Genomic DNA, 16,562 nt, shown 5'->3' on the forward strand with positions numbered 1-16,562 from the left:
GGATGTTTTCTTGCGTCAGACGAAATCCGCGCCGAAGTCATCCTCTATTTAATAGCGCAAACCTTTGCGTCTGACGAATTGCGGCGCCCGAGGGCGCCGCTTGTCGAATTATCGGAGAGGCGGCGCGCGCACGGCCGGACCGGTCGCGCGCCGTCACCGATTCGGCTCAGCTCGTCGCCGCGCGCACCGCGTCGGCGATCGCTTCCGCGTGACGGGTCGCGTCCGCTGCATGCTGTGCCTCGACCATCACGCGCAGCACGGGCTCGGTGCCCGACGCGCGGATCAGCACTCGGCCGCGGCCGGCGAGCGCGCTTTCGGCTGCGTCGATCGCCGCGCGAATCGATGCGCTGCCCTTCCAGTCGGCACCCGGCTTCATCCGCACGTTGATCAGCTTCTGTGGGAACAGCGTGACGCCGTCAAGCATCTGTGCAAGCGTGCGGCCGCTGCGCTTGAGCGCGGCCAGCACGAGCAGCGCCGACACGATGCCGTCGCCGGTCGAATGGCGGTCGAGCGAGAGGATGTGGCCCGAGCCTTCCGCACCGAGCTGCCAGCCGCGCTCGCGCAACTGTTCGAGCACGTAGCGATCGCCGACGGCCGCCCGCACGAACTGCACGCCCTCGCGCTGCAGCGCGACCTCGACCGCGAGGTTCGTCATCAGTGTGCCGACCGCGCCGTCGACCTTGCCGGCGGTCGCAATCCGGTCCTTCACGAGTACGTAGAGCAATTCGTCGCCGTTGTACAGCCGGCCCGTCGCATCCACGACCTGCAGGCGGTCCGCATCGCCGTCGAGCGCGATGCCGAGGTCCGCATGGTTCGCCCGCACTGCACGCACCAGTGCGTCGGGCGCCGTTGCGCCGACACCGTCGTTGATGTTGAAGCCATTCGGCGCGACGCCGATCGGAATCACGTCCGCGCCGAGTTCGTGGAATACGTGCGGCGCGATCTGGTACGCGGCGCCGTGGGCGCAGTCGATCACGAGCTTCAGCCCGCGCAGGTCGTATGCGGCCGGGAACGTGCTCTTGCAGAACTCGATGTAGCGGCCGGCCGCGTCGTCGAGGCGACGCGCCTTGCCGAGCCGGTCCGACGACGCGCATTCGAGCGGCTTGTCGAGCCATGCCTCGATCTCGGCCTCGGTATCGTCCGGCAGCTTGTTGCCGTCGGCGGAAAAGAACTTGATCCCGTTGTCCTGATACGGGTTGTGCGATGCGCTGATCACGACACCGGCCGACAGGCGCAGCGCGCGCGTCAGATACGCGACGCCCGGCGTCGGCATCGGGCCGGCCAGCATCACGTCCACGCCAGCCGCCGAAAAACCGGCCTCGAGCGCGGCCTCGAGCATGTAGCCCGACACGCGCGTGTCCTTGCCGATCAGCACCGTCGGACGCGCACCCGCCGCGACGTCGGCCGCGCCGGCCAGCACCTTGCCGGCCGCATAGCCGAGACGCAACACGAAATCAGGCGTGATGGGCGCCTCGCCCACCGTGCCGCGAATGCCGTCCGTGCCGAAATATCGACGTCCCATGGCGAACCTTCCTCCTTCGTCTTTCTGACTTCTGACTTATCGTTGCCGCGCGGCTTCGCGCACGGCGTTCCAGACCTTCAGCGCATCGACCGTCGCCGCGACGTCGTGCACACGCACGATCGCCGCACCGCGCCCGACTGCGCACAATGCTGCCGCCACGCTCGCCGCGACGCGTTCGATCGGCGGCTTGCCGCCGATCACCGCGCCGAGCATCGACTTGCGCGACATGCCCGCGAGAATCGGATACGCGCGCCCGTCGGGCCGCGCGGGCGCCGTGTCGGGCAACGCGGCCAGCAGCGCGTAGTTGTCGTCGACCACCGCCTTGCCGAATCCAAACCCGGGATCGACGCAGATCCGTTCCGCTGCGACGCCCGCGTCGCGCAGCGCCTGTGCGCGTGCGGCGAGAAAGTCGCGCACGTCGGTCACGACGTCGCCGTAGTCGGGCTCGCCGACCTGCATCGTCTGCGGCTCGCCGAGCATGTGCATCGCGCACAGTCCGCTGTTGCCTTCACGAACCGCGTCGATCGCACCCGGCTGGCGGAACCCCCAGATGTCGTTGATCATATCCGCGCCGGCAGCGAGCGCCGCACGCATCACGGCAGGCTTGTAGGTGTCGATCGACAGCGGCACGTTCAACGGCCGCAGTGCTTCGACGAGCGGGATCACGCGCGCGAGTTCCTCGTCGAGCGGCACAGGCGGTGCACCGGGACGCGTCGACTCGCCGCCGATGTCGATCAGGTCGACGCCTTCGGCGATCATCCGCTCGGCCTGGCGCAGCGCATCGTCGCGCGCGAGGAAGCGGCCGCCGTCGGAAAACGAATCGGGGGTGGCGTTGAGAATGCCCATCACGAGCGGGCGTTCGAACGTCAGCGAGAAACGGCCGCACTGGAGTGGCGCGGGAATGGAGGCTGAAACTGCGGATTCGGGCACGGGCGGGAGGTGTTGATGAATGCAAAACGGGCCGGTGTGAAGCCACACCAGCCCGTGAACGGTGCTACGGCGAAGGTCAGGCCGGCGAAGCAGGCGCCGGCGCGTTGCCGGGCTTCACTTCGGCGGCCGTGCCGCCACCCGAGGAATCGCCGCCAACGGCCGGCGAACTCTTCGGCGAGCGCGGCGGACGCCCTTCCATGATGTCGTTGATCTGATCGGCGTCGATCGTCTCCCACTCCATCAGCGCGGCCGTCATTGCCTCGACCTTGTCGCGGTTCTCTTCGAGCAGGCGACGCGCAAGGCCGTACTGCTCGTCGAGCACGCGGCGGATTTCGCCGTCGACCTTCTGCTGCGTCGCTTCCGAGATCGTGCGGGTGAAGCCGCGGCCGAACGGGCCGCTGTCGTTCTCGTCGTCGACGTAGACCATCGGTCCGAGCGCGTCGGTCATGCCGAAACGCGCCACCATCGCACGCGCCGTCTGCGTCGCCTTGTTGAAGTCGTCCGACGCGCCGGTGCTGATCAGGTTCAGGAACAGCTCCTCGGCGACGCGGCCGCCGAACAGGATCGCCAGGCGGTCGAGCAGGTAGTCCTTCGAGTACGTCTCGTTGTCATGCTCCGGCAGCTGCCACGTGACACCCAGCGCGCGACCGCGCGGGATGATCGTGACCTTGTGCACCGGGTCGGCCTTCGGCAGCAGCTTCGCGATCACCGCGTGGCCCGACTCGTGGTAAGCCGTCGCACGCTTCGCTTCTTCGCGAATCACCGCCGACTTGCGCTCCGGACCCATGAAGATCTTGTCCTTCGCGTCCTCGAAATCCTGCATCTCGACGATGCGCTTGCCGCGGCGGGCGGCGAACAGCGCCGCTTCGTTCACGAGGTTCGCGAGATCGGCGCCCGAGAAGCCCGGCGTGCCGCGCGCGATGACCGCTGCGTCGACGTCGTTCGCGATCGGCACCTTGCGCAGGTGCACGCGCATGATCTGCTCGCGGCCGCGGATGTCCGGCAGGCCGACATAGACCTGGCGGTCGAAACGGCCCGGACGCAGCAGCGCCTTGTCGAGCACATCGGAACGGTTGGTCGCGGCGATCACGATCACGCCCGAGTTCGCTTCGAAGCCGTCCATCTCGACCAGCATCTGGTTCAGCGTCTGCTCGCGCTCGTCGTTGCCGCCGCCCATGCCGGCGCCGCGATGACGGCCGACCGCGTCGATTTCGTCGATGAACACGATGCACGGTGCGTGCTTCTTCGCCTGCTCGAACATGTCGCGCACACGGGCCGCGCCGACGCCGACGAACATTTCGACGAAGTCGGAACCCGAGATGCTGAAGAACGGCACCTTCGCTTCACCGGCGATCGCGCGGGCGAGCAGCGTCTTGCCGGTACCCGGAGGGCCGACGAGCAGCACGCCGCGCGGAATGCGACCGCCCAGCTTCTGGAATTTCTGCGGGTCGCGCAGGAAGTCGACGAGCTCGGACACTTCTTCCTTCGCTTCGTCGCAGCCTGCGACGTCGGAGAAGTTCACCGCGTTGTTGTTCTCGTCGATCAGCCGCGCACGCGATTTCCCGAACGAAAATGCGCCGCCTTTGCCGCCTCCCTGCATCTGCCTCATCATGTAGAACCAGAACACGATGATCAGGATCGTCGGCCCGAGGTAGTACAACGCGGACATCAGCGCGTTCGGCTCGTCATCGGCCTTGCCGCTGACCTGCACGCCGTACTTCATCAGATCGCCGACCATCCAGATGTCGCCGGGAGACACGATCTGGTATTTCTGGCCATCAGCCGGAGTGACGGTGAGGTTGCGCCCCTGCACGATGACGTTCTTGACCTTGCCGTTCTTGGCGTCGTCCATGAACTGCGAATAGGACACACCTTCCTGGACGCGGGGCTTGTCGAACTGCTTGAACACCGTAAACAGCACCAGTGCGATCACCAGCCACACTGCTGCCTTCGAAAACATATTGTTGTTCAAAGCACCACTCCTTCACTCGTAGACGAGCGCCTACATTTTCCTTGCGGCGCTCCTCGGTCATTCTAATCCAGTCCGACCACCCCTGCCATAAGCATTGACAACCGTCGCGATAGCGCTTCGCTTGTCTGGCAAGGGCCGGAGCCCGTTTGCGGCACCGCGCCCCGCGTCACCGCGGATGCTTCAGTTGCCGGCCCAAAATGAACGTTTCGGACGATTTGTCGCGGGACGCCTTCGGCTTGCGCGGCGCGACGATCTTAAACTGCTGTTTGAACTTTTCGACGATCTGGCTGTAGCCGCTGCCGTGGAAACACTTCACGAGCAGCGCACCTTCCGGCTTCAGATGATTCTGCGCAAATTCGAGCGCCAGATCGCACAGATGCTCGATGCGCGCCGCGTCCGCCGAGGCCACGCCCGAGAGGTTGGGGGCCATGTCCGAAATAACAAGGTCCACCGAGCGGCCTTCGAGCACTTCCTCGAGCCGGTGAAGGACCTCGTCCTCGCGGAAGTCGCCCTGGAGGAAGTGGACGTCGGCGATCGGTTCCATCGGCAGGATGTCGAGCGCGACGATCGTGCCGTCGATGCCGCCTTCGCGCTCCGCGTCACGCTTCTTGCCCTGCGCGAGCTTGTTGCGGGCATACTGGCTCCAGCTGCCCGGCGTCGCGCCGAGATCGACGATCACCTGGCCCGGACGGATCAGCTTGTCCTGCTCGTCGATTTCCTTCAGCTTGTACGCGGCACGCGCGCGATAGCCCTCCCGCTGCGCCATTTTGACGTACGGGTCGTTGATGTGGTCGTGCAGCCAGTGCTGGTTAAAGCGGTTTTTTGCCATTCGAGAGAGAGATTGCTGCTATTTGCTTCGTGAAGCCGTGCTTTTGGCGGATAATACGCGTCTTCTTCGCGCGGCTGCGGCCCCTTCCGGGCCCAAGCCGCGATTTTACGTGGTTTCGGCGCGCGGCTGATGCGGTAACTTCCCGCGATTCGCTTCTGATGCAGCGCGCCCCTATTTAGATTTCGACATTTCCATGCCCGCCCTTTCGCTTTCCCCCGCCGAGCGCTCCGCGCTGCGCTCCCAGGCCCATGCGCTCAAGCCCGTCGTGCTGATCGGCGCCGACGGGCTGACCGACGCCGTGCTGAAGGAAATCAAGGTGCACCTCGCCGCGCACCAGTTGATCAAGATCCGTGTGTTCGGTGACGAGCGCGACGAGCGCGTCGCCATTTACGACGAGATCTGCGACCGCCTGAACGCGGCGCCAATCCAGCACATCGGCAAGCTGCTGGTGATCTGGAAGCCCGAGGCTGCCGTGGCGGCCCCGACCCGCGGCCGTCGTGCCGGCGCGCTGCCGAGCGCGGCCGAAGCCGTCGACGACAAGAAAGGCCGTGCGCCGCGCACCGTCAAGGTCGTCAAGGTGTCGCCGAACGCGAGCCCCGTGCGCCGTCCGAGGCCGGTAAAGGTCACGGTGCGCGGCAACGAGCGCGTGACGGCGGGCGGCACCGTGAAGCGTGCGAAAAAGCGTCAGGCCAGCACGAAGCGGCCGCACCAAGGCAAGTAATCCTGCCGCGCGGCACGGGGCACCCCGTGCCGCCCTGCCGGTGCGGCGCACACGCCGTTCAGGCGTCTCGCGCCGGCAAACGCCAGATCAGCATCAACCCCAGCACGCTCTCGACGAGATAGAACAGGCTCGACACGCCGTGCAGCATCCCGAAGCGGCTCGCATACGGCGAGTTCGCGATATCGGTGCCCGCCTCCATCGCGGCCACCCGCAGCGCGTTCATGAACGGCTGCAGCGCAAAATACCCGACCAGCACGCACGCGACCATCGCCGCGACGATCCAGCGCACGCGCCGGTAATCGCCGCTACCACGCCGCACCTGCTGGTTCGACAGCGCGAGCAGCAACACGCCGCATACGACACCGAGGATCGCCTCGATGCGAAACAACTGGGCGGCGACCGAGCCGGCCGTCATCCGCTCCAGCGTCTTGAACAGCACGGGCGCGACCGCATACCCGATCGTCAGCAGGCTGCCGACCCACACGGCCGACAGCAGACGGAACACGCGATGCGGCATCACGTCGCCCCGCTTCAGATGTAGCTGACCGAGATGATTTCGTATTCGCGCACGCCGCTCGGCGCCTGCACGGCCGCGACGTCGCCTTCGGACTTGCCGATCAGCGCGCGTGCGATCGGCGAGCTGACCGAGATCAGGCCGTGATCGATGTCGGCTTCGTCGTCGCCGACGATCTGGTACTTGACGGTATCGCCGGACTCGAGATCCTCGAGTTCGACCGTCGATGCGAAGACCACGCGGCCTTCAGCGTCGAGCACGGTGGGATCGATGACCTGCGCGGCCGAAAGCTTCGATTCGATTTCCGCGATGCGACCCTCGATGAAGCCCTGCTTTTCTTTCGCAGCGTCGTATTCGGCGTTTTCGGACAGATCGCCCTGTGCGCGGGCCTCCGCGATCGCGTTGATCACGGCCGGCCGCTCGACGGACTTGAGGCGCTGCAATTCATCGCGCAGTTGCTCTGCGCCACGCTTTGTCAACGGAATGGTGCTCATAAACGGCTCAATCGCTAAAAACGGCTATAAAAAAAATCACCGCGATTAAGCGCATTTCCGGCGAACCGGAAACACCGCTTAATCGCGGCACGTGTTGCTTCGACAGGTAACTGAACGCTTAGTTTAGGCGAGCATGAAGACCTTGTAAATCATAGACTTCCAGATCCTTCAGGTAGCGCAAGCCTTCGACAGCCGCGCGCGCGCCCGACATCGTCGTGTAGTACGTGACCTTGTGCGCCTGCGCGCTCATGCGGATCGAACGCGAATCGGCGATCGCCTGGCGCGTCTCGTCGACCGTCGTGAACACGAGTGCGATCTCGCCGTTCTTGATCATGTCGACGATGTGCGGACGGCCGTCCTTCACCTTGTTGACGACCTTCACCGGCACGCCGGCCGCTTCGATCGCGGCAGCCGTGCCCTTGGTCGCGACGATCGGGTAGCCGAGGTCGTGCAGCATGCGCGCGACTTCGACCGCCTTCGGCTTGTCGGCGTCCATCACGGTCAGCAGCACCGTGCCCGACTCCGGCAGGCGCGAGCCCGCCGCGAGCTGCGACTTGAACAGCGCCTCGCCGAACGTCTGGCCGACACCCATCACTTCGCCGGTCGAACGCATTTCAGGCCCGAGGACCGGATCGACGGTCGGGAACTTGACGAACGGGAACACCGCTTCCTTCACGCTGAAGTACGGCGGCTCGACTTCCTTCGTCACGCCCTGCTGCGCGAGCTTCTGGCCGACCATCGCGCGCGCCGCGATCTTCGCGAGCGGCAGGCTGGTCGCCTTCGACACGTACGGCACCGTGCGCGATGCGCGCGGGTTCACTTCGAGCACGTAGATAATGTCCTGCTTCGAACCGTCCGCCTGCGGCACCTGCTGGATCGCGAACTGCACGTTCATCAGGCCGACCACGTTCAGCGCCTTCGCCATTGCGCCCGTCTGGCGCTTCAGTTCGGCAACGGTTTCCTTCGACAGCGAGTACGGCGGCAGCGAGCATGCCGAGTCGCCCGAGTGGACGCCCGCCTGCTCGATGTGTTCCATCACGCCGCCGATGAACACCGACTCGCCGTCGCAGATGCAGTCGACGTCGCATTCGATCGCGTCGTTCAGGAAGCGGTCGAGCAGCACCGGCGAATCGTTCGACACCTTCACGGCCTCGCGCATGTAGCGCTCGAGGTCGCGCGGCTCGTGGACGATTTCCATCGCGCGGCCGCCCAGCACGTACGACGGGCGCACGACGAGCGGGTAGCCGATTTCGGCCGCCAGTGCGAGCGCTTCGTCTTCGGCGCGTGCGGTGCGGTTCGGCGGCTGGCGAAGGCCGAGGTCCTGCAGCAGCTTCTGGAAGCGTTCGCGGTCTTCGGCCGCATCGATCATGTCCGGCGACGTGCCGACGATCGGCACGCCGTGTGCCTCGAGGTCGAGCGCGAGCTTCAGCGGCGTCTGGCCGCCGTACTGGACGATCACGCCGACCGGCTTTTCCTTGTCGACGATCTCGAGCACGTCTTCCAGCGTCAGCGGCTCGAAGTACAGGCGGTCGGACGTGTCATAGTCGGTCGACACCGTTTCCGGGTTGCAGTTGACCATGATCGTTTCGTAGCCGTCCTCGCGCATCGCGAGCGCCGCGTGCACGCAGCAGTAGTCGAACTCGATGCCCTGGCCGATTCGGTTCGGGCCGCCGCCCAGCACCATGATCTTCTTGTTGGTGGTCGGCTGCGCCTCGCACTCTTCCTCGTAGGTCGAGTACATGTAGGCCGTCTTGGTCGCGAACTCGGCCGCGCAGGTGTCGACGCGCTTGTAGACCGGGCGAACGTTGAGTTCGACGCGGCGCTTGCGGACATCTTCCGGCGTCGCGCCGAGCAGCTTCGCGAGGCGGCGGTCGGAGAAGCCGCTCTGCTTCAGGTAGCGCAGCTCGTCGAACGTCAGCGACGCGAGCGTGCGGCCCGCGAGCGCCTTTTCCTTCAGGATGATCTGCTCGATCTGCTCGAGGAACCACGGGTCGATCGCGGTTTCCGCGAAGATTTCCTCGGCCGTCATGCCGATGCGGAATGCATCGCCGACGTACCAGATGCGGTCCGGGCCCGGCTCGTGGATCTCGATCGCGATCTCGTCGCGGTCGGTCGACTTCTCGTCGAGACCGTCGACGCCGACTTCGAGGCCGCGCAGCGCCTTCTGGAACGATTCCTGGAACGTACGGCCGATCGCCATCACTTCGCCGACCGACTTCATCTGCGTGGTCAGGCGCGAATCGGCTTCGCGGAACTTCTCGAACGCGAAACGCGGGATCTTCGTGACGACGTAGTCGATCGTCGGCTCGAACGATGCCGGCGTCTGGCCACCGGTGATTTCGTTCTTCAGCTCGTCGAGCGTGTAGCCGACCGCCAGCTTCGCCGCGACCTTCGCGATCGGGAAGCCGGTCGCCTTCGATGCGAGCGCCGACGAACGCGACACCCGCGGGTTCATCTCGATGACGACCATGCGGCCGTCCTTCGGGTTGATCGAGAACTGCACGTTCGAGCCGCCGGTGTCGACGCCGATCTCGCGCAGCACCGCGAGCGATGCGTTACGCAGGATCTGGTATTCCTTGTCGGTGAGCGTCTGCGCCGGCGCGACCGTGATCGAGTCGCCGGTGTGCACGCCCATCGGGTCGAGGTTTTCGATCGAGCACACGATGATGCAGTTGTCGGCGCGGTCGCGCACGACTTCCATCTCGTATTCCTTCCAGCCGAGCAGCGACTCTTCGATCAGCAACTCGCGCGTGGGCGACAGGTCGAGACCGCGCTTGCAGATCTCTTCAAACTCTTCGCGGTTGTACGCAATGCCGCCGCCCGAGCCGCCGAGCGTGAACGACGGACGGATCACGACCGGATAGCCGCTGCCGCCGGTGCCGGCCATGATCTCGGCATGCACCTGGGTCGCCTCTTCCATCGAGTGCGCGATGCCCGACTTCGCGGAGCCGAGACCGATTTTGGTCATCGCTTCCTTGAATTTCTGGCGGTCTTCCGCCTTGTCGATCGCTTCCGGCGACGCGCCGATCAGCTCGACGCCGAACTTCTCGAGCACACCGTGGTGGTGCAGGTCGAGCGCGCAGTTCAGCGCGGTCTGGCCGCCCATCGTCGGCAGGATCGCGTCCGGGCGCTCCTTCTCGATGATGCGTGCGACGACTTCCCACGTGATCGGCTCGATGTAGGTGACGTCGGCCGTGTTCGGGTCGGTCATGATCGTCGCCGGGTTGCTGTTCACGAGGACGACCTTGTAGCCCTCTTCACGCAGCGCCTTGCAAGCCTGCGCGCCCGAATAGTCGAACTCGCAAGCCTGGCCGATGATGATCGGGCCGGCGCCGATGATGAGGATGCTTTTGATGTCTGTGCGTTTTGGCATGGCTTGTGAATTCAGTAAGTAATCTTTGTCGTGGCGTTGTCGCGGATCGGCGGCTGCGCTCAGCTCATGGTGGCGAGCGCGAGCTTCACCGAGAAACCGATGAACAGGCCGCCCACGCTGCTCGCCGCGCCCGCCGCGAGCTTGCGGCGGCGGCGGAAATGCTCGGCGAGCCGCGCGCCCGCGAAGATCAGCGTGCTCAGGTACAGGAAGCTCGCGCATTGCGCGATCGCCCCGAGCACGACGAACGACAGCGCGGGATGCGGGAACGCCGGGTCGACGAACTGGATGAAGAACGAGATGAAGAACAGGATCGCCTTCGGATTCAGGAGGCTCACGATCAGCGCCTTGCGGAACGGCCGCTCGCCGTCGACCGCACGCGGTGCATCGGCCGGCGCATCGGCGCGCGCGCGCAGCTTCCGCCACGCGCCGCGCAGCATCCCGGCACCGATGTACAGCAGGTACGCGGCACCGCCGTACTTGACGACGGAGAACAGCAGCGGGTTCGCCTTCAGCAGCGACGCGACGCCCGCGGCGGACAGCACCATCAGCACCGTGTCGCCGAGGAACACGCCGCAGGCCGCGCGATATCCGGCCTTCACGCCGCGCTGCGCCGCGAGCGACAGCACGTACATCGAGTTCGGCCCCGGCAGCAGGATGATGAAGATCACGCCGAACACGTAGGTCCAGATATCCGTGATGCCGAGTGCGTGGCCGAACATGATGCGAATCTCCCGTTCTTCGGTTGCTTCAGTTGCGTCAGGCGTTGCGCTGCTTCGCCGCGTCCATCAGTGCGGTGAAGCGGTCGAACAGATACGCGATGTCGTGCGGGCCGGGTGACGCTTCCGGGTGGCCCTGGAAGCAGAATGCCGGCTTGTCGGTCAGCTCGAAGCCCTGCAGCGTGCCGTCGAACAGCGACACGTGCGTCACGCGCGCGTTGGCCGGCAGCGAATCCGCGTCGACCGCGAAACCGTGGTTCTGCGACGTGATCACCACACGACCGTCGCCGAGATCCTTCACCGGGTGGTTCGCGCCGTGGTGGCCCGTCTTCATCTTCAGCGTCTTCGCGCCGACCGCGAGGCCCATGATCTGGTGGCCGAGGCAGATGCCGAAGGTCGGCACGCCGCGCTCGATGAATTCCTTGGCCGCCGCGATCGCGTAGTCGCACGGCTCCGGATCGCCGGGGCCGTTCGACAGGAAGATGCCGTCCGGATTCAGTGCCAGCGCGTCGGCCGCGCTCGCCTCGGCCGGCAGCACCGTCACGTGGCAGCCGCGCTCCGCGAGCATGCGCAGAATGTTGTACTTGACGCCGAAGTCGTACGCGACGACGCGGTACTTCGGCGCTTCCTGCATGCCGTAGCCGCTGCCGAGGCGCCATTCGGTCTGCTTCCACTCGAACGGCTTCGTGGTCGACACGACCTTCGCGAGATCCATGCCCGCGAGGCCCGGGAACGAGCGCGCGAGTTCGATCGCCTTCGCCTCGTCGTTCGAGCCGGCCAGGATGCAGCCGTTCTGCGCGCCCTTGTCGCGCAGGATACGGGTCAACTTGCGGGTATCGATGCCGGCGATCGCGACGACGCCTTCGTCGCGCAGGTAGTCGCCGAGCGTGCGGTCCATGCGGAAATTCGATGCGAGCGTCGGCAGATCACGGATGATCAGGCCGGCGGCATGGACTTTCGTGGCTTCGACGTCTTCGGCGTTGACGCCGACGTTGCCGATATGCGGGTAGGTGAGCGTGACGATCTGACGCGCGTAGCTCGGATCAGTCAGGATTTCCTGATAGCCGGTAATCGCGGTGTTGAACACGACTTCACCGATCGTGTGGCCTTCGGCCCCGATCGAATAACCACGAAAGACCGTGCCGTCGGCGAGTGCAAGCAAGGCGGGAGAAAAAGACGGCAACACGGGAGGCTCCTTGGGGAACACCCTGCTGCCGACCTGTTTACCCTGCCGCGCGAGCGCCGCGCTGCGTAGGCGCGCGGAGTCGCTAGCTGGACGCGACCTGCGGTGTCGGCACGCGAACCCGGCGCGTGGCGCACGAGGCTTCGCGGCATCGCCCGACAGGCGGCGTGCGGCGGATGAACGGGATGAGTGAGGTAGGCGCTAGGGTGCGAGGTTGATCAGCACAAACTTTCAAATTATAGCCCGAAAATGGCCTTATCTTCAATCGATATGGCCGTCCGATCACACATGCGGCGCGCGCAATGCCGTGGCATCACGCGCGCCATTCGTTGCTGCGGCCCCGTTTCCGCAGCCGCCCTACCCGTCAGCGTACCGCCGGATCAACATGCTTGCCAGCGCTGCGCGCGGGCCACACGTACCAGACCGCGCTCGCGAGTTGCAGCACGAGCAGCACGCTCCACGCCGTGACGTGCGCGGCAGCCGGGTAATGGCCGTCGACGGCCGGCCAGTGCGACAGCACCGCGCCGATACCGATCTGGAACGCAAAGATCAGCACGAAGATCACGAGCGTCAGTGTCGTATTCGCGCGGCCGATCAGTTGGGCCGGGAAGTGGCCGGCCAGCACGGCATAGGTCAGGATCCCGACGCCGCCGAACATTCCGTAGGCCGCCCACAGCACGGCCGGCGGCAGCGGCACGCGCGCGACGATCGCGATTTGCGTGGCGACGAACAGCACCATGCCGACGCCGCAAAACGCCTGGACGGACACGCCGCGGCGCTCGAGCACGCGCGCCGCCGCGCCGAAACCGACACAGCCGGCCATCATCGCGAAGCCGAGCACCGACACGAGCCGTGCGGCGTGCGGCGCATCGAACCCCGCGACGTCGCGCAGGTACGGACCGACCCACAGCGACTGCATCGCGTAGAACACGCCCTGCGTGACGATCGAGAACGACGAGATCTTCCAGAACGCACGGCTGCCGAGGATGTGCCACGTGCCCTTGAACTGGCTGACGAGTCCGCCCTGATGGCGCGGCCGCTCGGCATCCGGCGCGCCGAAGCCGATCGCGGCCGCGACGACGATCGTCAGCACCGCGAGGCCGCCGCAGATCACACGCCAGTTCGTCACGCCGAGCAGCCAGGTCAACGGCGAGCCGACCGCGACGCCGCCCAGGCCGCCGACAGCCATCACGAGACCGTTGACGAGCGGCAGCCGGCCGACCGGAAAATGCTGCGCGAGCGCCTTGAATGCCGCACCGAGACAGACCGATACGCCGACGCCGATCAGCAGCCGGCCGACCATCATCGTGCCAAGGTCGTGCGCGACGCCGAACACGGCGGCGCCGGCAGCCGCGAACAGCAGCATCCCGGCCGTCACGCGGCGCGGGCCGAAATGGTCGAGCAGCACGCCGGCCGGAATCTGCGCGCCGGCAAAGCCGAGAAAATAGAGACTGGTGAGCAGCCCGAGATCGGCGGCCGAGAGCCCGAGCTCGTGCGTGACGAACGGCGCGAAGCCAAGATTGACGCCGCGGAACACATACGACACGAAATATCCGACCGCAAACAGCGCGAGCACCCTCACCTGCACCGACGACATCGCTCCTCCTCGTGATCCGATCCCGGCCGCGCGAAGCAGCGCTGCCGCTGCCGCGCACAAACGAAAACGCCGTCACCTCGGTGACGGCGTTGCTTCGTGTTTCATCGGATGATAACGCAAGCGCGCGATCCGGCCGGACCGCCGCGCTGCAGTCGCGACCGCGTTACTTCTTCTTGCCCTTGTTTGCAGCGGCCTTTGGCGCCGCCTTGGCCGGCGCCGCCTTCGCGGAAGCAGCCTTCGTCGCGCGGGCCGCCGGCTTCGCGGCACCGTGCTTCGCGCCGCGCGACTTGCCGCCGACGGACAGGCTCGCGCGCTCGATACGCGCGCCGGCGGTCGACGTCGCGATCCGCTCCGGACCCGGCTCGGCAGGCACCGCGCGACCGACAGGGACGTGCAGCACGAGCGCCTGGCCCGGCATTGCGAGATCGCGATGCGTACGGTTCCATGCCTTCAGCTGGCTGACCGACACGCCGTAGCGGCCGGCGATCGCCGCCATCGACTGCTTGCGGCGCACGCGGATCAGCATCTTGCGCGTGTCGGGTACGTCGGGCTCCATCGCGAGCGCGCCATTTTCCGCAACGTCCGCGCTGATGTCCTCGTCGTCGTCATCGCCGCGCGGCACAACGATGGTCGAGCCCGGCTTCAGGCGCATGCCGGCGGGAATTTTGTTGACGGACATCAGCGTATCGGCGTCGACACCGATCTTCTCGGCGATCGCGGCCGGGCGCGCGCGCTCGCTGACCGTATAGGTGGTCCACGTCGACAACTGGCCGTTGTAGGCCTTCAGGTTCTTCTCGAACGCTGACGCGTTGTCGAACGGCAGCAGGATCTGCGGCTCGGTCGCGCCGAGGATCACCGGCTTCGAGAACGACGGGTTCAGCGAGCGGAACTCGTCGAGCGACAGGTTCGCGAGCTTCGCGGCCACCGCCACGTCGATGTCGCGCGACGTCGTGACCGTCACGAAATACGGGTGGTTCGGGATCTCCGGCAACGTCAGGCCGAACTGCTGCGGATTCGCGATGATGTTCTTCACCGCCTGCAGCTTCGGCACGTAGTTGCGCGTCTCGTTCGGCATCCGCAGGCTCTGGTAATCGGTCGGCAGGCCGGCCGCCTGGTTGCGCGCGATCGCACGCTGCACGTTGCCCTCGCCCCAGTTGTACGCGGCCAGCGCCAGATACCAGTCGCCGAACATGTCATGCAGGCGCGACAGGTAGTCGAGCGCGGCGCTCGTCGACGCGAGCACGTCGCGGCGCTCGTCCTGCCACATGTTGCGCTTCAGGTTGTACGTGCGGCCCGTGCCCGGCATGAACTGCCACATGCCTGCCGCCTTCGCGACCGACAGCGCCTGCGGATTGAACGCGGATTCGATGAACGGCAGCAGCGCGAGCTCGGTCGGCATATGGCGCGCCTCGAGTTCCTCGACGATGTGATACAGGTACTTCTGCGAGCGCTCGGTCATGCGCTGCACGTAATCGGGACGCTGCGTGTACCAGGTCGTCTGCATGTCGACGAGGTCGCTCTGCAGGTCGGGCATCTGGAAGCCGCGACGGATGCGGCCCCAGAGATCGGAATCTGCACTGGTCAGGTCGCCGACGGATTGCTTGTCGACGTCGACAGTTTCTTTGGCGGTGGCTGATTTACGGAGGTAGTTGGACGCCGCCTGCGAATCGGCGGCGTTGTTGGCGACAGGAGCCTGGCTCGCACAAGCGGCGAGTAGCAGGACCACCATCGCACTCAATATAAGTCGCATGAAAATCTCGGCTTCCGACGGCTGGAAATTGCTGGCGATACTACGGAAGTGCGTGCTTCACGTCAATAAAAACACCGAAAACTCAGCCAAATCCTACATTTGGAGCAATTTTTACAGACTCCGCTTGAGCTTTTGGAGTCCTCCGGAAATCGTCATCGGAACCGGTTTTTCCACTCCCGCATCAGCGTGAACGCCGCGAGGCGATCCGGCACCGTTTCGTGCAGCTCGGCCTCGAGCGTCGCATGGATGGCCGGGCTGTCCGACCGCATGAACGGGTTGACGGCGCGTTCGTGCGCGATCGTGGTGGGCAGCGTCGGCACGCCGCGCGCGCGCAGCGCCTGCGCGTCGTCGCGCCAGGCGGCGAGCGCCGCATTACCCGGTTCGCACGCGAGCGCGAAGCGGATGTTCGACAGCGTATATTCGTGCGCGCAATGCACACGGGTGTCGCCGGGCAGCGCCGCGAGCGCGTCGAGCGACGCGAGCATCTGCGCGGGCGTGCCTTCGAACAGGCGGCCGCAGCCGCACGAGAACAGCGTGTCGCCGCAAAACACATGAGGGGTCGCGGCGCCCTGCCCGGCCGCCTGGAAATAGGCGATGTGACCGCGCGTATGCCCCGGCACGTCGAGCACGTCGAACGTGAGCGCCGGCGCGTCGAGCGTCACGCGATCGCCGCCCGCGAGCGGCCGCATGACCACGCCGATCGACTCGGCTGCCGGGCCGTAAACGACCAGCGGCACATCGTCCGGTTGGCCATCGCGCAGCGCGGCGACACCGCCGACATGGTCGGCATGATGGTGCGTGAGTAAAATAGCGGTCAACCGCCAGCCGCGTTCGGCAAGAACACGGCGTACGGGCGCGGCTTCACCCGGATCGACGGCGATCGCATCGCGGCCGTCCGAGACGAGCCAGATATAGTTGTCTTCGAATGCCGGAACCGGCACGTATTCCAGCTCGTTCATGG

General features: G+C 65.9%; 13 protein-coding genes. 1 reads left to right on the forward strand and 12 read right to left on the reverse strand.

What is annotated here, in order from left to right:
- Positions 1–166: 166 nt before the first annotated feature.
- The 4 genes from glmM to WS87_RS11630 all read right to left on the reverse strand — a co-directional run bounded on the left by glmM (position 167) and on the right by WS87_RS11630 (position 5,253).
- Positions 167–1,522, reverse strand: a complete 1,356-nt coding sequence (glmM, locus tag WS87_RS11615; RefSeq protein WP_059523459.1) for a phosphoglucosamine mutase — start codon at positions 1,520–1,522, stop codon at positions 167–169.
- A 36-nt stretch (positions 1,523–1,558) separates the two neighbouring features.
- Complete coding sequence (gene folP / locus WS87_RS11620; RefSeq protein ID WP_156437262.1) at positions 1,559–2,452, reverse strand: dihydropteroate synthase; 894 nt, start codon at positions 2,450–2,452, stop codon at positions 1,559–1,561.
- A 76-nt stretch (positions 2,453–2,528) separates the two neighbouring features.
- Positions 2,529–4,424 (reverse strand): ATP-dependent zinc metalloprotease FtsH, encoded by a 1,896-nt coding sequence (ftsH, locus tag WS87_RS11625; protein WP_059465595.1) that lies wholly within the window; start codon positions 4,422–4,424, stop codon positions 2,529–2,531.
- Positions 4,425–4,590: 166 nt separating this feature from the next.
- Positions 4,591–5,253 (reverse strand): RlmE family RNA methyltransferase, encoded by a 663-nt coding sequence (locus tag WS87_RS11630; RefSeq protein WP_059523464.1) that lies wholly within the window; start codon positions 5,251–5,253, stop codon positions 4,591–4,593.
- Between the two features lie 193 nt (positions 5,254–5,446).
- On the opposite strand from WS87_RS11630, the gene WS87_RS11635 reads away from it, so the two are divergent.
- On the forward strand, positions 5,447–5,974 hold the full coding sequence (locus WS87_RS11635) for a YhbY family RNA-binding protein (protein ID WP_059815739.1): 528 nt from the start codon (positions 5,447–5,449) through the stop codon (positions 5,972–5,974).
- Positions 5,975–6,032: 58 nt separating this feature from the next.
- Here WS87_RS11635 and WS87_RS11640 read toward each other — a convergent pair whose 3' ends face one another.
- From WS87_RS11640 to gloB, 8 genes are all read right to left on the reverse strand, one after another.
- Positions 6,033–6,491: a DUF4149 domain-containing protein gene (locus WS87_RS11640; RefSeq protein WP_059523468.1), complete on the reverse strand. Its 459-nt coding sequence runs from the start codon at positions 6,489–6,491 to the stop codon at positions 6,033–6,035.
- A 14-nt stretch (positions 6,492–6,505) separates the two neighbouring features.
- Complete coding sequence (greA, locus tag WS87_RS11645; protein ID WP_021163362.1) at positions 6,506–6,982, reverse strand: transcription elongation factor GreA; 477 nt, start codon at positions 6,980–6,982, stop codon at positions 6,506–6,508.
- 118 nt (positions 6,983–7,100) lie between these two features.
- The gene (carB, locus tag WS87_RS11650; RefSeq protein WP_059815741.1) at positions 7,101–10,355 is read right to left on the reverse strand and encodes a carbamoyl-phosphate synthase large subunit; all 3,255 of its coding nucleotides are present in this window, start codon (positions 10,353–10,355) and stop codon (positions 7,101–7,103) included.
- A 59-nt stretch (positions 10,356–10,414) separates the two neighbouring features.
- The gene (gene leuE, locus WS87_RS11655; RefSeq protein ID WP_059523472.1) at positions 10,415–11,074 is read right to left on the reverse strand and encodes a leucine efflux protein LeuE; all 660 of its coding nucleotides are present in this window, start codon (positions 11,072–11,074) and stop codon (positions 10,415–10,417) included.
- 37 nt (positions 11,075–11,111) lie between these two features.
- The gene (gene carA / locus WS87_RS11660) at positions 11,112–12,257 is read right to left on the reverse strand and encodes a glutamine-hydrolyzing carbamoyl-phosphate synthase small subunit (RefSeq protein ID WP_059523474.1); all 1,146 of its coding nucleotides are present in this window, start codon (positions 12,255–12,257) and stop codon (positions 11,112–11,114) included.
- 361 nt (positions 12,258–12,618) lie between these two features.
- Positions 12,619–13,851, reverse strand: a complete 1,233-nt coding sequence (locus WS87_RS11670; RefSeq protein WP_059815744.1) for an MFS transporter — start codon at positions 13,849–13,851, stop codon at positions 12,619–12,621.
- A gap of 163 nt (positions 13,852–14,014) precedes the next feature.
- Positions 14,015–15,601 carry a transglycosylase SLT domain-containing protein gene (locus WS87_RS11675; protein ID WP_059815747.1) on the reverse strand — a complete coding sequence of 529 codons (1,587 nt, stop codon included), beginning with the start codon at positions 15,599–15,601 and terminating at the stop codon, positions 14,015–14,017.
- Between the two features lie 152 nt (positions 15,602–15,753).
- Complete coding sequence (gloB, locus tag WS87_RS11685; protein WP_059523480.1) at positions 15,754–16,560, reverse strand: hydroxyacylglutathione hydrolase; 807 nt, start codon at positions 16,558–16,560, stop codon at positions 15,754–15,756.
- Positions 16,561–16,562 lie beyond the last annotated feature (2 nt).

This window comes from Burkholderia sp. MSMB0856 (assembly GCF_001524645.2).
Taxonomy (GTDB): domain Bacteria; phylum Pseudomonadota; class Gammaproteobacteria; order Burkholderiales; family Burkholderiaceae; genus Burkholderia; species Burkholderia diffusa.